Genomic DNA, 15,451 nt, shown 5'->3' on the forward strand with positions numbered 1-15,451 from the left:
AAGGGTCAGTTGCCTATGTCCGCCTCCACCTCACAAGGTCAGCGTATCGCCGTCGTCGGGCTCGGCTCGATGGGATTTGGCATGGCCACCTCGCTCAAGCGCGCCGGCCATGTCGTGACTGGCTGCGACGTCTCGGCGGATGCCGTCGCGCGCTTCGTGAAGGACGGCGGCGCGGGCGCCAGGACGCCAGCCGAAGCGGTCAGGGACGCCGATATCGTCGTCAGCGTCGTCGTCAATGCCGCGCAGACTGAGGCGATCCTGTTCGGCAAGGATGGCGCGGCCGAAACCATGCCGAAGGACAGCGTGTTCATCTCCTCGGCGACCATGGACCCGGATGTGGCGCGGCGTCTCGCAAAACAGCTGGAGGCGACCGGCCGGCACTATCTGGACGCGCCGATCTCCGGCGGGGCGCAGCGCGCCGCGCAAGGCGAATTGACGATTCTTGCCTCCGGCAGTGCCGCTGCGTTTGCGAAAGCTCGCCCCGCGCTCGACGCCATGGCTGCAAAACTCTACGAGCTCGGCGATGCCGCCGGGCAGGGCGCGGCGTTCAAGATGATCAATCAGCTGCTCGCCGGCGTGCACATCGCCGCCGCATCGGAAGCGATGGCGTTCGCGGCCAAGCAGGGCCTCGACATCCGCAAGGTCTACGAGGTGATCACGGCCTCCGCCGGCAATTCCTGGATGTTCGAGAATCGCATGCCGCACGTGCTCGATGGCGACTACACGCCGCGCAGCGCCGTGGAGATCTTCGTCAAGGATCTCGGCATCATCCAGGACATGGCGCGCACCGCGCGCTTCCCGGTGCCGGTCTCCGCCGCCGCGCTCCAGATGTTCCTGATGACGTCGGCCGCCGGCATGGGCCGCGACGATGATGCCTCGGTGGCGCGGATGTATGCGCAGGTCACCGGCGTCAAGCTGCCCGGCGACAAGTAACAGAGGATCTCCAATGCCCCGCTTCGCCGCCAATCTCACGATGATGTTCACCGAGGTGCCGTTCCTCGACCGCTTCGACGCCGCTGCGCAAGCCGGCTTCACCGCGGTCGAGTTCCTGTTTCCCTACGAGCATCCCGCCGAGGCCGTCGGCGAGCGGCTCAAGCGCAACGGCCTGACCCAAGCGCTGTTCAACCTGCCACCGGGAGACTGGAATGCCGGCGAGAAGGGCTTTGCCGCGCTGCCGGCGCGCTTCAATGATCTCAAGGCGAGCCTGGAGACGGCGCTGCCTTATGCCAAGGCGACCGGCGTCAAGCGCCTGCACCTGATGGCCGGCATCGCCAACCGCAGCGAGCGCGTCGCGATCGAGGCGTTTTACAAGTCGGTGGCGTGGGCCGCCGAATTCTTCGCACCGCACGGCATCGATATCGTGCTCGAGCCGATCAATGCCCGCAACGTGCCCGGCTACTTCCTCAACGATTTCGGCTTCACGCGCGACCTGATCCAGGAGTTGCGGCTGCCGAACCTGAAGCTCCAGTTCGACATCTATCACTGCCAGATCATCCATGGCGACGTCACCATGCGGCTGCGCCAGATGATGCCGATCATCGGCCACATCCAGATCGCCAGCATCCCGTCGCGCAACGAGCCCGACGGCGAGGAGCTGAACTACCCGTTCCTGTTCGAAGAGCTCGACCGGCTCGGCTATGCCGGCTTCGTCGGCTGCGAATACAATCCGCGCGGCAAGACCACCGACGGCCTCGCCTGGTTCAAGCCTTATGCGGGAGTGAAGCCGTGACCCCTGCAGCAAAAATTTCTCTTGGCTGCATCGCCGACGACTACACCGGCGCCTCCGATCTCGCCAACACGCTGACGCGCGCCGGCCTGCGCACCGTCCAGACCATCGGCATCCCTGCCGACGATCTGGCGCTGCCCGAGGTCGATGCCGTCGTGGTGTCGCTGAAGAGCCGCTCGATCGAGGCCGGCCTTGCCGTGGCGCGCTCGCGCGCGGCAGACAAATGGCTGCGCGGCCGCGGGGCGGGTCACGTGCTGTTCAAGATCTGCTCGACCTTCGATTCCACTGATTCAGGCAATATCGGCCCCGTCATGGACGCGCTGCGTGCCGATTGCGGCGAGGGAGCCGTGCTGGTGACGCCGGCCTTTCCGGAGACCGGGCGCACCGTCTATCAGGGCAATCTGTTCGTCGGCGCCGTCCCGCTCAACGAGAGCCCGCTGAAGGACCATCCCCTCAACCCGATGCATGATTCCAACCTGGTGCGCGTGCTGGCGCGCCAGAGCAGGACGCAAGTAGGCCTCGTCGATCTCGCCACCGTCACGCGCGGCGCGGACGCCGTGCGGGCACGGCTGGCCGAGCTCGCCGCCAAGGGCATTGGTGCGGCGATCATCGACGCCGTGTTCGACCGCGACCTCGAGACCATCGGTCTCGTCGCCGCCGAGCATCTTCTGTCGGTCGGCGCGTCCGGCATGGGCCTCGGGCTTGCGCGCGCGCTGATGTCGACGGGCAAGGTGAAGCCGGCGCCGGGCAGCGAAACCGGCACAGCCGTCGGCGGCCTCGCGGCATGCCTTGCCGGCAGCTGCTCGCAGGCGACGCTTCAGCAGATCGCCGGCGCCGAACGCATCATGCCCGTGCTTCATCTCGATCCGGAGCGGATCGTCGCGGGCGCCGGCGAAGCGCAGCGCGCGCTGGACTGGGCGAGGCCGCGGCTTGCGGAGGGACCGGTGCTGATCGCTTCGAGCGCGACGCCGGACGCCGTTGCCGCCGTGCAGGCACGCCATGGCCGCGATGCCGCAGGCCACGCCATCGAGCAGGCCATGGCCGGCATCGCCGAGGCACTGGTGCACGCCGGCGTCCGTCGCCTGATCGTCGCCGGCGGCGAGACATCCGGCGCCGTGGTCGATCGGTTGAAGATTCCGGGATTTCTCGTAGGCGTCGAAATCGCGGCGGGAGTCCCGGTGCTGCGCGCGGTGGGTGCAAGCTCCGGCGAGATGTTGCTCGCCTTGAAATCCGGAAACTTCGGCGGTCCGGAGTTCTTCTCCGACGCGCTTAGGCTCATGCGCTGAGCGCAGAGCCTCCTTAGTCCATCGTTCATTTCTTTCGGCTTCGGTACTCGTACGGAGCCGCAGTCGACATTTGCGCAGGTGCTCTGCGCTCAGATGTCGCCGCAGCTCCTCTTTGGTTGATTCCTAGAGCTTCGACGCGCATCCGCGCCAGCACAACGAGATCCGATTATGTTCGCCAACATTTCCATCCGCGCCAAGATCATCAGTGTCGTGGCATTCCTGCTCGTCGCGATGGCCGGCATGGGCCTGCTCGCCATCATGAAGATGCGGACGATGAACGCCAACACCGTCGACATCACCACGAACTGGATGCCCAGCGTACGGGTGATCGGAGACCTGCGTGCCGCGGTCATCACCTATCGGAACGTGGTGCGCCAGCACATGCTGGCCGAAGCTCTGGACGACAAGCTCGCGGTGGAGAAGACCGCTGCCACCGTGACTGAAATGCTTGCCAAGACGCGCAGCAAGTACGAGCCCATGATCAGCTCCCCGGAAGAGCGGGCGCTCTACGGCCAATGGTCCAAGTTCTGGGATGAGTACAAAAAGGGCACCGAAGAGGTGATGGCGCTCTCGCGCAAGGAGGCCGGCAAGTTCCCGCGCGAGGCGCAGGAGCTCAACTCCAAGACGGTCAACAAGCTCGGTCTTCAGGCAGACGAAGTCCTGACCAAGGACATCGAGCTCAACACCAAGGGCGGCGAACAGGCCGCTCAGGACGCTGCCGACAGCTACGCCTTCGCCTTCATGCTGGTCTCGGCCATTCTCGGCGCTGCCATCGTCATCGGCATCGCCGTCAGCTTCTACCTCGTGCGCGACGTCTCCAACGGCATCAACTCGATCACCCTGCCGATGCAGGCGCTGGGCCGGGGCGACCTCTCCGCCGAGGTCCCGCATCGCGGCGAGAAGACCGAGATCGGCGCCATGGCCGACGTGCTCCAGATCTTCAAGGAGGCGTTGATCGCGAAGAAGGCCGCCGACGAAGCCGCCGTGGCCGATGCCGAGGCCAAGATCGAGCACGGCCGCCGCGTCGACGATATCACGCGGGAATTCGAAACGATGATCGGCGAGATCGTGCAGACCGTGTCGTCGGCCTCGAGCCAGCTGGAAGCCTCCGCCTCGACCCTGACCGCGACCGCCGACCGCTCGCAGCGGCTGGCGACCACGGTGGCCGGCGCCTCGGAGGAAGCCTCGACCAACGTGCAGTCGGTGGCTTCGGCGACCGAGGAGATGGCATCGTCGGTCGGCGAGATCAGCCGCCAGGTGCAGGAATCGGCGCGGATGGCGGGCGATGCGGTCGGTCAGGCCCGCGCCACCACCGAGCGCGTCAGCGAATTGTCCAAGGCCGCCGCACGCATCGGCGACGTGGTCGAGTTGATCAACACCATCGCCGGCCAGACCAATCTGCTGGCGCTGAATGCCACCATCGAGGCCGCGCGCGCGGGTGAAGCCGGCCGCGGCTTCGCCGTGGTCGCCTCCGAGGTGAAGGCGCTCGCCGAGCAGACCGCAAAGGCGACCGGCGAGATCGGCCAGCAGATCTCCGGCATCCAGACGGCGACCAATGATTCGGTCGGCGCCATCAAGGAGATCTCCTCGACCATCGAGCGCCTGTCGGAGATCTCGTCGGCCATCGCCGCGGCAGTGGAAGAGCAGGGCGCCGCGACGCAGGAGATCGCCCGCAACGTGCAGCAGGCGGCGCAGGGCACCCAGCAGGTGTCGTCCAACATCACCGACGTGCAGCGCGGCGCGACCGAGACCGGCACCGCCTCCTCCCAGGTGCTGTCCGCGGCGCAGATGCTGTCGAATGATTCGAGCCGGCTGAAGACCGAGGTCGGCAGGTTCCTCTCCAACGTCCGCGCGGCCTAAGGCGCGGCCGCGGATAGATCGAATCAAGGGCGGCGCCAAAAGCGCCGCCCTTTTCTTGCGGTACCGTGATGTCGTCTACCGGTACGATCGTGGGGAGCGCCCGTAAACATACGGGGCGCCTATTTCATGGATAGTTAAATTCGCTTTACGAGGATCGCGGCAAGACGACTCGAGTAGCGGCCGTCCGAATTGCAATGTCCGATAGTCAATTCATTTGGGGCCCCCGATGCGCAAGAACCTCCCTGTCACCGCAGTCGAATATCCTGTCAGCGACGAGACGCTGATCGTCTCGCGCACCGACCTGAAGGGCAAGCTCACCTACTTCAACGATGATTTCATTGCGGCCGCCGGCTTCACCTCGGCGGAGCTGATGGGCCAGCCGCACAACATCGTCCGCCACCCCGACATGCCGCCGGAGGCATTCGACAATCTCTGGGACACGCTGAAGGCCGGCAAGCCCTGGCTCGGCGCAGTCAAGAACCGCCGCAAGAACGGCGACTTCTATTGGGTGCTGGCGACGGCCTCTCCGATCCGCGAGAACGGCGAGGTCAAGGGCTACACCTCGATCCGCACCAAGCTGCCGGCCGACCAGCGCAAGCTCGCCGAGGAGGTCTATGCCGCCATCCGCGAGAAGAAGCCGCACGGCTATCGCATCGACGCCGGCATCATCCGCCGCCGAAGTTGGCTCGACCGTTTCAGCATCTTCACCGGGACGCTGAAAGCGCGCCTGGTCACGACGATAGTGCTGCAGGCGCTGTTCATGCTCGCGCTCGGCATCGGTGGCGCGGTCTCCACCGGCGGTTCGACCAGCCTGACCCTGTCGCTGCTGGCTGTCGCCGGTGCGGCCATCGCCGGCTTCGCCGGCCTTGCGACCCTGCGTGCGATCAAGGAACCGATGCAGCATCTCAACGACACGCTGGTCAACCTCGTGCAGGACAAGCTCGACAACCGGATCGTCATCGACCGCGACGACGAGATCGGCGAGGCGTTGCGCAATCTTCAGACCGTGCAGACGATCATCCGCTTCAGCCGCGACGAGGTGCAGGCGGTGCAGCGCCGCGCCGAGGCGCAGCGCAAGGCGGACATGACCAAGCTCGCCGACGGTTTCGAGGCCGCAATCGGGGAGATCGTCGAGACCGTATCCTCGGCGGCAACCGAGCTCGAGGCTTCGGCCTCGACCCTGTCCACGACAGCGGGCCGGGCGCAGGAATTGGCTACGGTGGTCGCTTCCGGCTCCGAGGCCGCCTCCAGCAATGTCCATTCGGTGGCTTCGGCTGCCGAGGAGATGTCGTCCTCGGTGCGCGAGATCGGGCGGCAGGTGCAGGATTCCTCCCGGATCGCGAACGAGGCGGTCAGCCAGGCGCATGCCACCACCGAGCGTGTCAGCGAGCTGTCGCGGGCCGCGGCGCGGATCGGCGACGTCGTCGAGCTCATCAATGCGATTGCCGGCCAGACCAACCTGCTGGCGCTCAACGCCACGATCGAGGCGGCGCGCGCCGGCGAAGCCGGCCGCGGCTTCGCGGTGGTGGCCTCCGAGGTCAAGGCACTCGCCGAGCAGACGGCGAAGGCCACCGGCGAGATCGGCCAGCAGGTCGGCGGCATCCAGGCGGCGACGCAGGATTCGGTCAGCGCCATCGGCGAGATCAGCGGCACCATCGCACGTCTGTCGGAGATCGCTTCGGCGATCGCGGCGGCGGTGCAGCAGCAGGGCGCGGCGACCCAGGAGATCGCCCGCAACGTGCAGCAGGCCGCCCAGGGCACCCAGCAGGTCTCGTCCAACGTCGGCGACGTGCAGCGCGGCGCCTCGGAGACGGGATCAGCGTCCACGCAGGTGCTGTCCGCCGCGCAGATGCTGTCGCGCGATTCCAACCGCCTCAAGCTCGAGGTCGGCAAGTTCCTGAATTCGGTTCGCGCCGCCTGACTCGACCGCGTCGGAAAAACAGGCGCCGAAGGGCTGAGATCTCGTAGGGTGGGCAAAGGCGCTCTTGCGCCGTGCCCACCATTCTTCCCGGATCACACGAACGTCGTGGGCACGCTTCGCTTTGCCCACCCTACGAGATCACGCCGCTCGCCACTCCGGCACGTCATCCGCTGCCATGGCGATTTCGCCGAGCGAGCCGACCGGCGTGCGCTCCATGTCGAGCAGATGCGCCAGCGTCGCGCCATCGCTCGCCGGAATCCGCGCCAGCGTGCGGCGATCGTCCTCTGTCCGCAGCATCACGACGCCGTGCTCGACGTCCCCGCCGCGGCCGTAGAGCACGGTAAAGCTCTCGACCTTGCCCTTGCCCGTGGCATCGTTCACGAATTCCGGTACCGCTCGCTTGTTGCGGTCGGCTGCTGCCTGCACGCTCGTCTCCTGCGCCAGCGCCTCGCGCGGCGGCGCCTTCGACACCACCAGCGCGTGATGCTTGGTGACGAAGCCGCCCTGGCCGTAGAGCAGGCCGAGCCTGGCGCCGTCGCGCACACGCCGCACCATCGCGCAGGCCGCATGCGTCATGTAGGTGTTGAGCGGCGCGCCGAAGAAGGTGAGGCCGCCGGTCACGGTCGGCTGCACGTCGGCTCCCAAGCCCAGCGTCCGCCGCGCCATCTTGGGCACGCAGGGGAAGCAGCTGTAGAGCTCGATCGCGTCGAACTGCTTGCCGCCGCCGCCGGCGAGGTCCATCACGCTTTTGAGCACCGCGTTCTGCGGGTGGCTTTCGTAGAACTGGTCGCGCAACAGATAATCGCGCGGCTCTTCCGCCGAAGCGCCGCCGAGCGGGTAGACCAGTTTGTCTTCAGCGACCCCGGCCGCCCGCGCCCTGGCAAGGCTGGTGAGCAGCAGCGCGCCGCCCATGTTGACGCTCGGGTTGGCCACCATCAGCTTGTTGTAGGGCCAGGCGATCAGGCGATTGTCCGCCGTCGGCGTCGTGATCTCCTCCGGCGCGTAGCGCCGCTTCAGCCAGGCATTCGGGTTTTGCGCGGCGGCTTCCGAATAACGCGACCACAGCGTGCCCGATTCCGCCATCGCCTCGCGCGGGGTCTGGCCCCAATGCGCCGAGGAGGCCGCTTCGTAGAATGGATAGACGGTCACAGGCCGAAACACGCCGAGCTTCACCGCCAGCGGCTTCTGGAACGCCGCGCCGCGCTTGGGCTCCTCGACGTCGTGGGCGAACGGCGTCCACGGCAGCTTGACGCCGGCGCGCTCCGCCTTGGTCGCGGTCGACTGCGCCTCCGCGCCGCACACCGCTGCCACGCTGCACTCGCCGCGCGCGATGCGCTTGGCCGCCTCGTGGATGAAGCGGATCGGGCTCTCGCCGCCGACCGGCCCGTAGTGGCAATGCGCAGGCGAGATGCCGAGGCGCTGCGCCAAAAGCTGCTCCGGATCGCGGTAGCGCCAGCTCAGGAAATTGACGACGTCGAGCGACTGCACCTCGCCGAGCAGCTTTGCGCCGGCATCCTGTTCGGCGCGCCGCAGCGCTTGTTCGAGCAGGTCGAGCGGTTCGAGACCCTCGGCGATCTCCTTCGGGCGGTCGACGATTTCGCCGATGCCGACGATGACGGGGATCCGGTCTTCGGGGATATTGGTCATTTCTTCTTGCTTCAATTCACGATGTCAGTTTGTTCGTCATTGCGAGCGCAGCGAAGCAATCCAGAATCTTTCCGCGGCGGCAGCCTGGATTGCTTCGCTGCGCTCGCGATGACGACGTGGATGCTACTCCGCCACCAGCGCATTGATGTGCTCGACGGCTTCGGCGAAATCCTGCTTGAACTCCTGTACCACGGCGCCCGCCGATTTCACGCTGTCGATCAGGCCGACGCCCTGGCCGACGAAATAGCTGACGAGGTCGCGCGCCCTTGCGTTGCCGCTCGCGGCGGCCCGGTCGATCGAATGGAAGGCGTCGCGGCTGATGATGCTTTGCAGCGGCATCGGCAGTGCGCCCGGGCTGTCCGGCGCGCGGTCCCAGGCATCGGTCCAGACCGAGCGGAGCTGCCGCGCCGGCTTGCCGGTGCGTCCCTTCGAGCGGACCGCATCGCGCGAGGAGGCCGCGATCATCTTCTCGCGAAAGATCTCGCTCGTCTCGGACTCGACGGTCGCGAGCCACACCGAGCCAGTCCAGGCGCCGGCCGCGCCCATTGCCATGCAGGCCGCCATCTGCCGCCCCGTCATGATGCCGCCGGCCGCCAGCACCGGCACGTCGCGGATCTCTTTGATCGCCTTGATCACCTCCGGCACCAGCACCATGGTCGAGACCTCGCCGCAATGGCCGCCGGCCTCGGTGCCCTGCACCACGAGGATGTCGACGCCGGCCGCGACCTGGCGCAGCGCGTGCTCCTTGGCGCCGACCAGCGCTGCGACCGGCACGCCGTGCTTCTTGCCCATCTCGATCATCGCCTTCGGCGGCACGCCCAGCGCGTTGGCGATCAGGCGGATCGGATGATCGAAGGAGACCTCGAGCAGCTGAAGCGCGGTCTTGGCGTCGAACGGCTGCGGCTGGTTGTCCGCGACTTCGGTGGTGGTCAGCTCGATGTCGTACTTCTTCAGGAGATCGCGCGTGTAGTTGCGGTGCGCCTGCGGCACGCGCGCTTCCAGGCTCTTCCAGGTGACGTCCTTCTCGCCTGATGTCGAGATGTTTTCCGGGATCAGCACGTCGATGCCGTAGGGCTTGCCGTCGACGTGATCGTCGATCCATTTCAGCTCACGCTCGAGCGTATCCGGCGTATGCACGGTCGCGCCCAACACGCCAAACCCGCCGGCGCGGCTGACGGCGGCGACGACGTCGCGGCAATGGCTGAAGGCGAGCAGCGGGAATTCGATCCCCAGCATCTCGCAGATCGGCGATTTCATGGCTCTCTCCCGGCGGCAGGCTTCGCATTCTCGTTGCTTTCGCTGGCAAAGCAAAGTGACGCGAGCGGATCGATGACATGCCGGATTCGGCGAGGCATCTTGTGTGTAGACGTTGCGCGGGCCGCAGCCCCTGCGGGCCCCCCGGAATGACGGCGGGGAGGGGCTGCCATGACAAACGCAGAGTTGTCCCGTCCGGCAATGCATTGCGGCGCCCTTGTCATCGGCCGTTCGCGGGCTAATTAATGCAGACGCATCTTTTCCCGGAGCCCTGCATGACCGACGCCCCCTACGTGCCGCCCAAAGTCTGGACCTGGAACAAGGAGAACGGCGGGCAATTCGCCAACATCAACCGCCCGATCGCCGGCCCCACCCACGACAAGGAGCTGCCGGTCGGCAAGCATCCGCTTCAGCTCTACTCGCTGGCGACGCCGAACGGGGTCAAGGTCACCGTGATGCTGGAGGAGCTTCTGGCGCTCGGCCACAAGGGGGCCGAATACGACGCCTGGCTGATCAGGATCGGCAATGGCGACCAGTTCGGCAGCGGCTTCGTCGACATCAATCCGAATTCGAAGATCCCGGCGCTGATGGACCGCTCCGGCCCCGAGCCGATCAGGGTGTTCGAGTCGGGCTCGATCCTGTTCTACCTCGCCGAGAAATTCGGCGCCTTCCTGCCGAAGGACATCAAGATCCGTACCGAGGCGATGTCCTGGCTGTTCTGGCAAATGGGCAGCGCGCCCTATCTCGGCGGCGGCTTCGGGCATTTCTACGCCTATGCGCCGACCAAGATCGAATACGCCATCGACCGTTTCGCGATGGAGACCAAGCGCCAGCTCGACGTGCTCGACCGGCGTCTCGCCGACAACGAATATCTCGCAGGCAGCGAATACACCATCGCCGACATTGCGGTGTGGCCCTGGTACGGCGCCCTCGCAAAGGGGCTGGTCTACGGCGCCGGCGAATTCCTCTCCGTGCAGGACTACAAGAACGTGCAGCGCTGGACCGACCAGATCGCGCAGCGCCCCGCCGTGAAGCGCGGGCGCATGGTCAACCGCGTCTCCGGCGATCCTGCGAGCCAGCTCCACGAGCGCCATGACGCCAGCGATTTCGAGACGAAGACGCAGGACAAGCTCGCGCCGGCGACGTAGGGCTCTTCCTTCACTGCCCGCGTGGAAGCAGGGCCGTAGCATATGGTGCTTTGCGCGAGCTGAGCGCGCGCCTCGTCCTGCGAGACGACCGCTTCGCGGGGGCTCAGGATGCTAAGCGGGAGCCGTGCCCGTTGAAACGGGGCAACGCACCCGGTCCTCATCCTGAGGGCCCGCCAGTGGCGGGCGTCTCGAAGGATGGCCGCGAAGGGGTTTCCCGCAGCCCCTCAATCCGGCAGCATCTCGCCGGAGCCGCCGAGTTCCGCCGGCAGGTCGGCATATTTCGGCAAGCCGTCCCTGACAGACACCATCTTGCTCGCATAGTTCGCATGCAGGGTCGGCTGATGCTGATACCCCTTCAGCAGATTGGCGTAGACGTCGATCAGCCGCATCCGCGGGTGCTCTGTCATGACGTGGCCGCCGCAGCGTTTGCAGAACTTCCGGTAGGAATGCTCGGTCTTGTTGAACGTGCCGAGCTCCGCCTCGCCCCTGGTGATGCGCACGCCGTCCGATTTCCAAAGGCTGAAGGCGTTGATCGGCGCCGCCGACCACGCCTGGCAGTCGGCGCAATGGCAATAGCCTGCAAACATCGCCTTGCCGGTGACTTCGACCTCGACAGCTCCACAGAAGCAGCCGGCGCGATAGCTCGCCTGCGGCTCGGCATCAGCATCTTCACCATCCGCCAGCAGGTCGTTGTAGCCGGACTCCTTGCGCATGAAATTGCGGATGAAGTCGCACTCGACCGAGAGCTTGCGGCCCTGCGCCCGCACCGCATCCAGCGTGGCGCGGCCGAGCTTCGAGCCGATGCCGCGGCCGCCGAGCTCCGGCGGCACCTCGGTGTGCACCAGCGTGATCGCGCCCTCGGTCTTGCGGTAGGTGACGAAGGCGATCGGCCCGTCGACATCGAGCTCGAACCGCTCACGTTCTTCGTTGTCGCGAAAGGCTTCCGGCATCGTCGTGCTCCCGGGTTCGATTATTTGGTCTTTACGCCCTCCGCCGCGGGAAACACCACGCGGTCATCGGTGCGGCAATAGCGGTCGGCGAACATGCGGCCGATCGGGTGATAGCGGTCCATGTGCACCCGCATCGCCTTGTCGTCCCAGAGCTCGTCGCGAATGTGGAAATGGAGGCCTTCGCCCATGATCAGGCGGCGGTCGTCGTTGACGTCGATCAGCTTCCAGAGCTTGCACTCCATCGCCCAGGGCGTGTCGGCAAGCCGCGGCACGGCGATTGTCGTCGAGGGCGCGAGCTTCAGGCCGAGATAATCGGGCTCGCCGATCTCGGGCGGAAAGTCGCCGCTGCTCTCGTGCATCGCCCGCGCCAGCGGCTCGTCCGTGAGGTTGACCACAAACTCGCCGGTGCGCTGGATGTTGAGGAAGGTGTCCTTGTCTTGTCCGTTCGGTTTGCGGTTGGCCGCGAACATGCAGAGCGGCGGATCCTCGCAGAAGGCGTTGAAGAAACTGAACGGGGCGGCATTGACCACGCCGGTCGGCCCGACCGTGGTCACCCACGCGATCGGCCGCGGCAGGATGAAGGACGTCAGCACCTTGTAGCGCTCGCGTGGCGTCAGATCGCTGGCGGCGTATTCCATGACGGCTCCGTAGGGAGGGGAGACATTGTAGGGTGGGCAAAGCGAAGCGTGCCCACCATTTCTTGCGCCGGTTGCGATGGTAGGCACGGCGCGCGAAGTGCGCGCCTTTGCCCACCCTACGGCACCTCGTTCCTTACGCCATGCTCAGCTCGTGGCGGCCCACCACCATCCAGTGCACCTCGTCCGGACCGTCGGCGAAGCGCAGGTGCCGCACGTCCTGGTACATCTCGGCGAGCGGGGTCCAGTGCGAGATGCCGGTGGCGCCGTGCATCTGGATGGCCTGGTCGATGATCTTGCAGGCGCGCTCGGGGACCATGGCCTTGACCATGGAGACCCAGACGCGGGCCTCCTTGTTGCCGAGCACGTCCATCGCCTTGGCGGCCTTCAGCACCATCAGTCGCATCGCCTCGATCTCGCAGCGCGCCTGCGCGATGATCTGCATGTTGCCGCCGAGATGGGCGATCTTCTTGCCGAAGGCCTCGCGGGTCAGGCCTCGCTGCACCATCAGGTCGAGCGCCTTCTCGGCCTTGCCGATGGTGCGCATGCAGTGATGGATGCGCCCAGGCCCGAGGCGGAGCTGCGAGATCTCGAAGCCGCGGCCTTCGCCGAGCAGGATGTTCTCCTTGGGCACCCGCACGTTGTTGAAGCGCATGTGCATGTGGCCGCGCGGGGCATGGTCCTGGCCGAACACGTACATCGGGCCGAGCACCTCGACGCCGGGTGTGTCGCGCGGCACCAGGATCTGCGACTGCTGCTTGCTTGGCGCCGCGTCCGGATTGGTCTTGACCATCACGATGAGGATCTTGCAACGGGGATCGCCGAGACCGGAGATGTAATACTTCTCGCCGTTGATGACCCATTCGTCGCCGACGAGCTTTGCGGTGGTCGAGATGTTCTTGGCGTCGGAGGAGGCGACGTTCGGCTCGGTCATGACATAGGCGGAGCGGATCTCGCCGTTGAGCAGCGGCTTCAGCCACTTCTCCTTCTGCTCCTTGGTGCCGACGCGCTCCAGCACTTCCATGTTGCCGGTGTCGGGCGCCGAGCAGTTCATGGTCTCGGATGCCAGGGGGCTCTTGCCGAGCTCGGCTGCGATATAGGCGTAGTCGAGATTCTTCAGGCCCTGGCCGGTCTCGTCGTCGGGCAGGAAGAAATTCCACAGGCCTTCCTGCTTGGCCTTGTTCTTGGCCTTCTCCAGCACCTCGAGCTGTTTCGGCGTGAAGCTCCAGCGATCTTCCTTGGCTTCGCCGGCCTTGGCGAACTCGATCGACATCGGCTCGACGGTGTCGCGGATGAACTTCTTGACGTGATCGTAGAGCGGCCGGACCTGGTCCGACATGCGCAGGTCGTTGAGCTCATCGCCGGGATTGAGCGTGTAGTTGGTGGTACGGGGAATGTAGGTGTGTTTTGTCATTGTTCCTCCCGGGACGCTGAGATCGTTGCCGGCAGAATAGTGCCGGCGCGACCAAAGTGCGAGCGCGCATTTTTCGCGCAGGGCCATGCCACGCCATGGAATATCGCGAGATGTTTGAAATGTTGTTTGAATGGCGTCGTGGACGTGATGTGGATGGAGTTCGGACCGGTGCCCAGGATCCCGTCATTGCGAGCGCAGCGAAGCAATCCAGAATCTTGCCGCGGCGGCAGTCTGGATTGCTTCGTCGCAAGAGCTCCTCGCAATGACGAGGAGAGTCCGGCATACCTCAGTTCGCCATCCGATGCATCGCGCAGATCTTGTTGCCGTCGAGGTCGCGCAGGTAAGCCAGATACAGCTTGCCGCCGGGGCCCTGACGCACGCCGGGCGGATCCTCGATCGACTTTGCACCGGCCGCGACGCCCGCCGCGTGCCAGGCGTCGACCTGCTCCGGGGAACTGCAGGCAAAGCCGATCGTGCCGCCATTCGCGCAGGTCGCCGGCTCGCCATTGATCGGCTTCGACACCGAGAACACCCCGGTCTTGGTGATGTAGAAGATGCGGTGGCCGTCAACCCTGGCCGGCCGCACCTCGAGCGTGCTCAGCAGGCTGTCGTAGAACGCCTTGGCCCTGTCCAGGTCGTTGGTGCCGATCATCACGTGTGAGAACATTTGCCCCTCCCTTTTATGACTACCGAGATCAAAACGCCGTATAGCCGCCGTCGATCACGAAGGTATCGGCGGTGTGATACGACGACGCCTTGCTCATCAGATACACCGCGATGCCGCCGAAATCGGACGCCTCGCCGAACCGCCGCATCGGAATCCGCGGCATCACGTTGGCGACGAACTTGTCGTTGGCCATCAGCCCTGCGGTCATGTCGCTCTTGATCCAGCCGGGCAGGATCGCATTCGCGGTGATGCCGTGGCGCGCCAGCTCGACGCCGAGGGCGCGCACCAGCGCGTTGATGGCGGCCTTGGTCGCGGCATAGTGCTCGTTGCGCGCGGTGCCGAAGATCGAGGCGAGGCTCGATGTCGCAACCAGCCGGCCGAAGGGATCGCCGGCATTGGCGCGCTCGGTCATGTGTTTCGCCGCAGCCTGAAACGCGTGGAACACACCGTCGAGATTGGTCGCGAACATCGTGCGCCATTCCTCCTCGGTGCGCTCGATGAAGGCGCGCCGGCCGCCGCCGCCGATGCCGGCATTGGCGAAGCAGCCATCGACCCGGCCGAACGTGTCGAGTGTCGCCTTCATCGCTGAAGCGACCGAGGCCGGGTCGCTGACGTCGCAGACACGGCTGTCGACCTTGCCGGGTGCGCCGGCCATGCTGGCGGCAGCGGCCTTGTTCTTGTCAGCGTTGCGGCCCCAGATCGAGACGTTGCAGCCCTGGCCCGCGAGCGCCTGCGCGATGCCGAGCCCGATGCCGCCATTGCCGCCGGTGATCACGGCCACGCGGCCGGAGAGGTCGAAAATGGTCATGGCGCGTTTCCCGTTTCTTTTCTGTGAGGCGCATCAGCCGCTGCGCACAAGATTGCTTGCTATGCTCCGATCACCATGGACAAGACCGCGCCAAAAATCAAATATGCGCCCCGGCAAAACGAATTCCGGCCTGCG

At 65.9% G+C, this 15,451-nt stretch carries 13 protein-coding genes and 1 pseudogene; 6 read left to right on the forward strand and 8 right to left on the reverse strand.

Going from position 1 to position 15,451, the window contains the following annotated elements; genetic code table 11:
- Positions 1–15 precede the first annotated feature (15 nt).
- The 5 genes from ltnD to BDOA9_RS15905 all read left to right on the forward strand — a co-directional run bounded on the left by ltnD (position 16) and on the right by BDOA9_RS15905 (position 6,793).
- A complete protein-coding gene (gene ltnD, locus BDOA9_RS15885) occupies positions 16–933 on the forward strand; it encodes an L-threonate dehydrogenase (RefSeq protein ID WP_025034933.1) in 918 nt (305 codons plus the stop codon).
- Positions 934–946: 13 nt separating this feature from the next.
- Positions 947–1,729: a 2-oxo-tetronate isomerase gene (otnI, locus tag BDOA9_RS15890; RefSeq protein ID WP_025034934.1), complete on the forward strand. Its 783-nt coding sequence runs from the start codon at positions 947–949 to the stop codon at positions 1,727–1,729.
- The gene (gene otnK, locus BDOA9_RS15895) at positions 1,726–3,012 is read left to right on the forward strand and encodes a 3-oxo-tetronate kinase (protein ID WP_025034935.1); all 1,287 of its coding nucleotides are present in this window, start codon (positions 1,726–1,728) and stop codon (positions 3,010–3,012) included. Before otnI ends, otnK begins: the two co-directional genes overlap by 4 nt.
- Positions 3,013–3,180: 168 nt before the next feature.
- Positions 3,181–4,872, forward strand: coding sequence for a methyl-accepting chemotaxis protein (locus BDOA9_RS15900; protein ID WP_025034936.1), 1,692 nt, complete (start codon positions 3,181–3,183; stop codon positions 4,870–4,872).
- 226 nt (positions 4,873–5,098) lie between these two features.
- On the forward strand, positions 5,099–6,793 hold the full coding sequence (locus BDOA9_RS15905; protein ID WP_025034937.1) for a methyl-accepting chemotaxis protein: 1,695 nt from the start codon (positions 5,099–5,101) through the stop codon (positions 6,791–6,793).
- Between the two features lie 138 nt (positions 6,794–6,931).
- Here BDOA9_RS15905 and BDOA9_RS15910 read toward each other — a convergent pair whose 3' ends face one another.
- A complete protein-coding gene (locus tag BDOA9_RS15910; protein ID WP_025034938.1) occupies positions 6,932–8,440 on the reverse strand; it encodes an acetyl-CoA acetyltransferase in 1,509 nt (502 codons plus the stop codon).
- Between the two features lie 123 nt (positions 8,441–8,563).
- The gene (locus tag BDOA9_RS15915; RefSeq protein WP_025034939.1) at positions 8,564–9,697 is read right to left on the reverse strand and encodes a nitronate monooxygenase; all 1,134 of its coding nucleotides are present in this window, start codon (positions 9,695–9,697) and stop codon (positions 8,564–8,566) included.
- 272 nt (positions 9,698–9,969) lie between these two features.
- Here BDOA9_RS15915 and yghU point away from each other — a divergent pair, with 272 nt between their 5' ends.
- Positions 9,970–10,842 (forward strand): glutathione-dependent disulfide-bond oxidoreductase, encoded by an 873-nt coding sequence (yghU, locus tag BDOA9_RS15920; protein ID WP_025034940.1) that lies wholly within the window; start codon positions 9,970–9,972, stop codon positions 10,840–10,842.
- Positions 10,843–11,066: 224 nt separating this feature from the next.
- Here yghU and BDOA9_RS15925 read toward each other — a convergent pair whose 3' ends face one another.
- The 6 genes and pseudogenes from BDOA9_RS15925 to BDOA9_RS15945 form a co-directional block, all read right to left on the reverse strand.
- Positions 11,067–11,525, reverse strand: coding sequence for a GFA family protein (locus BDOA9_RS15925; protein WP_042336556.1), 459 nt, complete (start codon positions 11,523–11,525; stop codon positions 11,067–11,069).
- 12 nt (positions 11,526–11,537) lie between these two features.
- Positions 11,538–11,792: pseudogene (locus BDOA9_RS39445) on the reverse strand (GNAT family N-acetyltransferase); the annotation flags it as partial.
- A gap of 20 nt (positions 11,793–11,812) precedes the next feature.
- Positions 11,813–12,430: a flavin reductase family protein gene (locus tag BDOA9_RS15930; protein ID WP_025034942.1), complete on the reverse strand. Its 618-nt coding sequence runs from the start codon at positions 12,428–12,430 to the stop codon at positions 11,813–11,815.
- A gap of 133 nt (positions 12,431–12,563) precedes the next feature.
- A complete protein-coding gene (locus BDOA9_RS15935; protein ID WP_025034943.1) occupies positions 12,564–13,841 on the reverse strand; it encodes an acyl-CoA dehydrogenase family protein in 1,278 nt (425 codons plus the stop codon).
- Between the two features lie 286 nt (positions 13,842–14,127).
- Positions 14,128–14,508 carry a VOC family protein gene (locus tag BDOA9_RS15940; RefSeq protein WP_025034944.1) on the reverse strand — a complete coding sequence of 127 codons (381 nt, stop codon included), beginning with the start codon at positions 14,506–14,508 and terminating at the stop codon, positions 14,128–14,130.
- A 28-nt stretch (positions 14,509–14,536) separates the two neighbouring features.
- Positions 14,537–15,316, reverse strand: a complete 780-nt coding sequence (locus BDOA9_RS15945; RefSeq protein WP_025034945.1) for an SDR family NAD(P)-dependent oxidoreductase — start codon at positions 15,314–15,316, stop codon at positions 14,537–14,539.
- Positions 15,317–15,451: the final 135 nt, after the last annotated feature.

It is taken from the genome of Bradyrhizobium sp. DOA9, from assembly GCF_000617845.2.
In the GTDB taxonomy this organism is placed as follows: Bacteria; Pseudomonadota; Alphaproteobacteria; order Rhizobiales; family Xanthobacteraceae; genus Bradyrhizobium.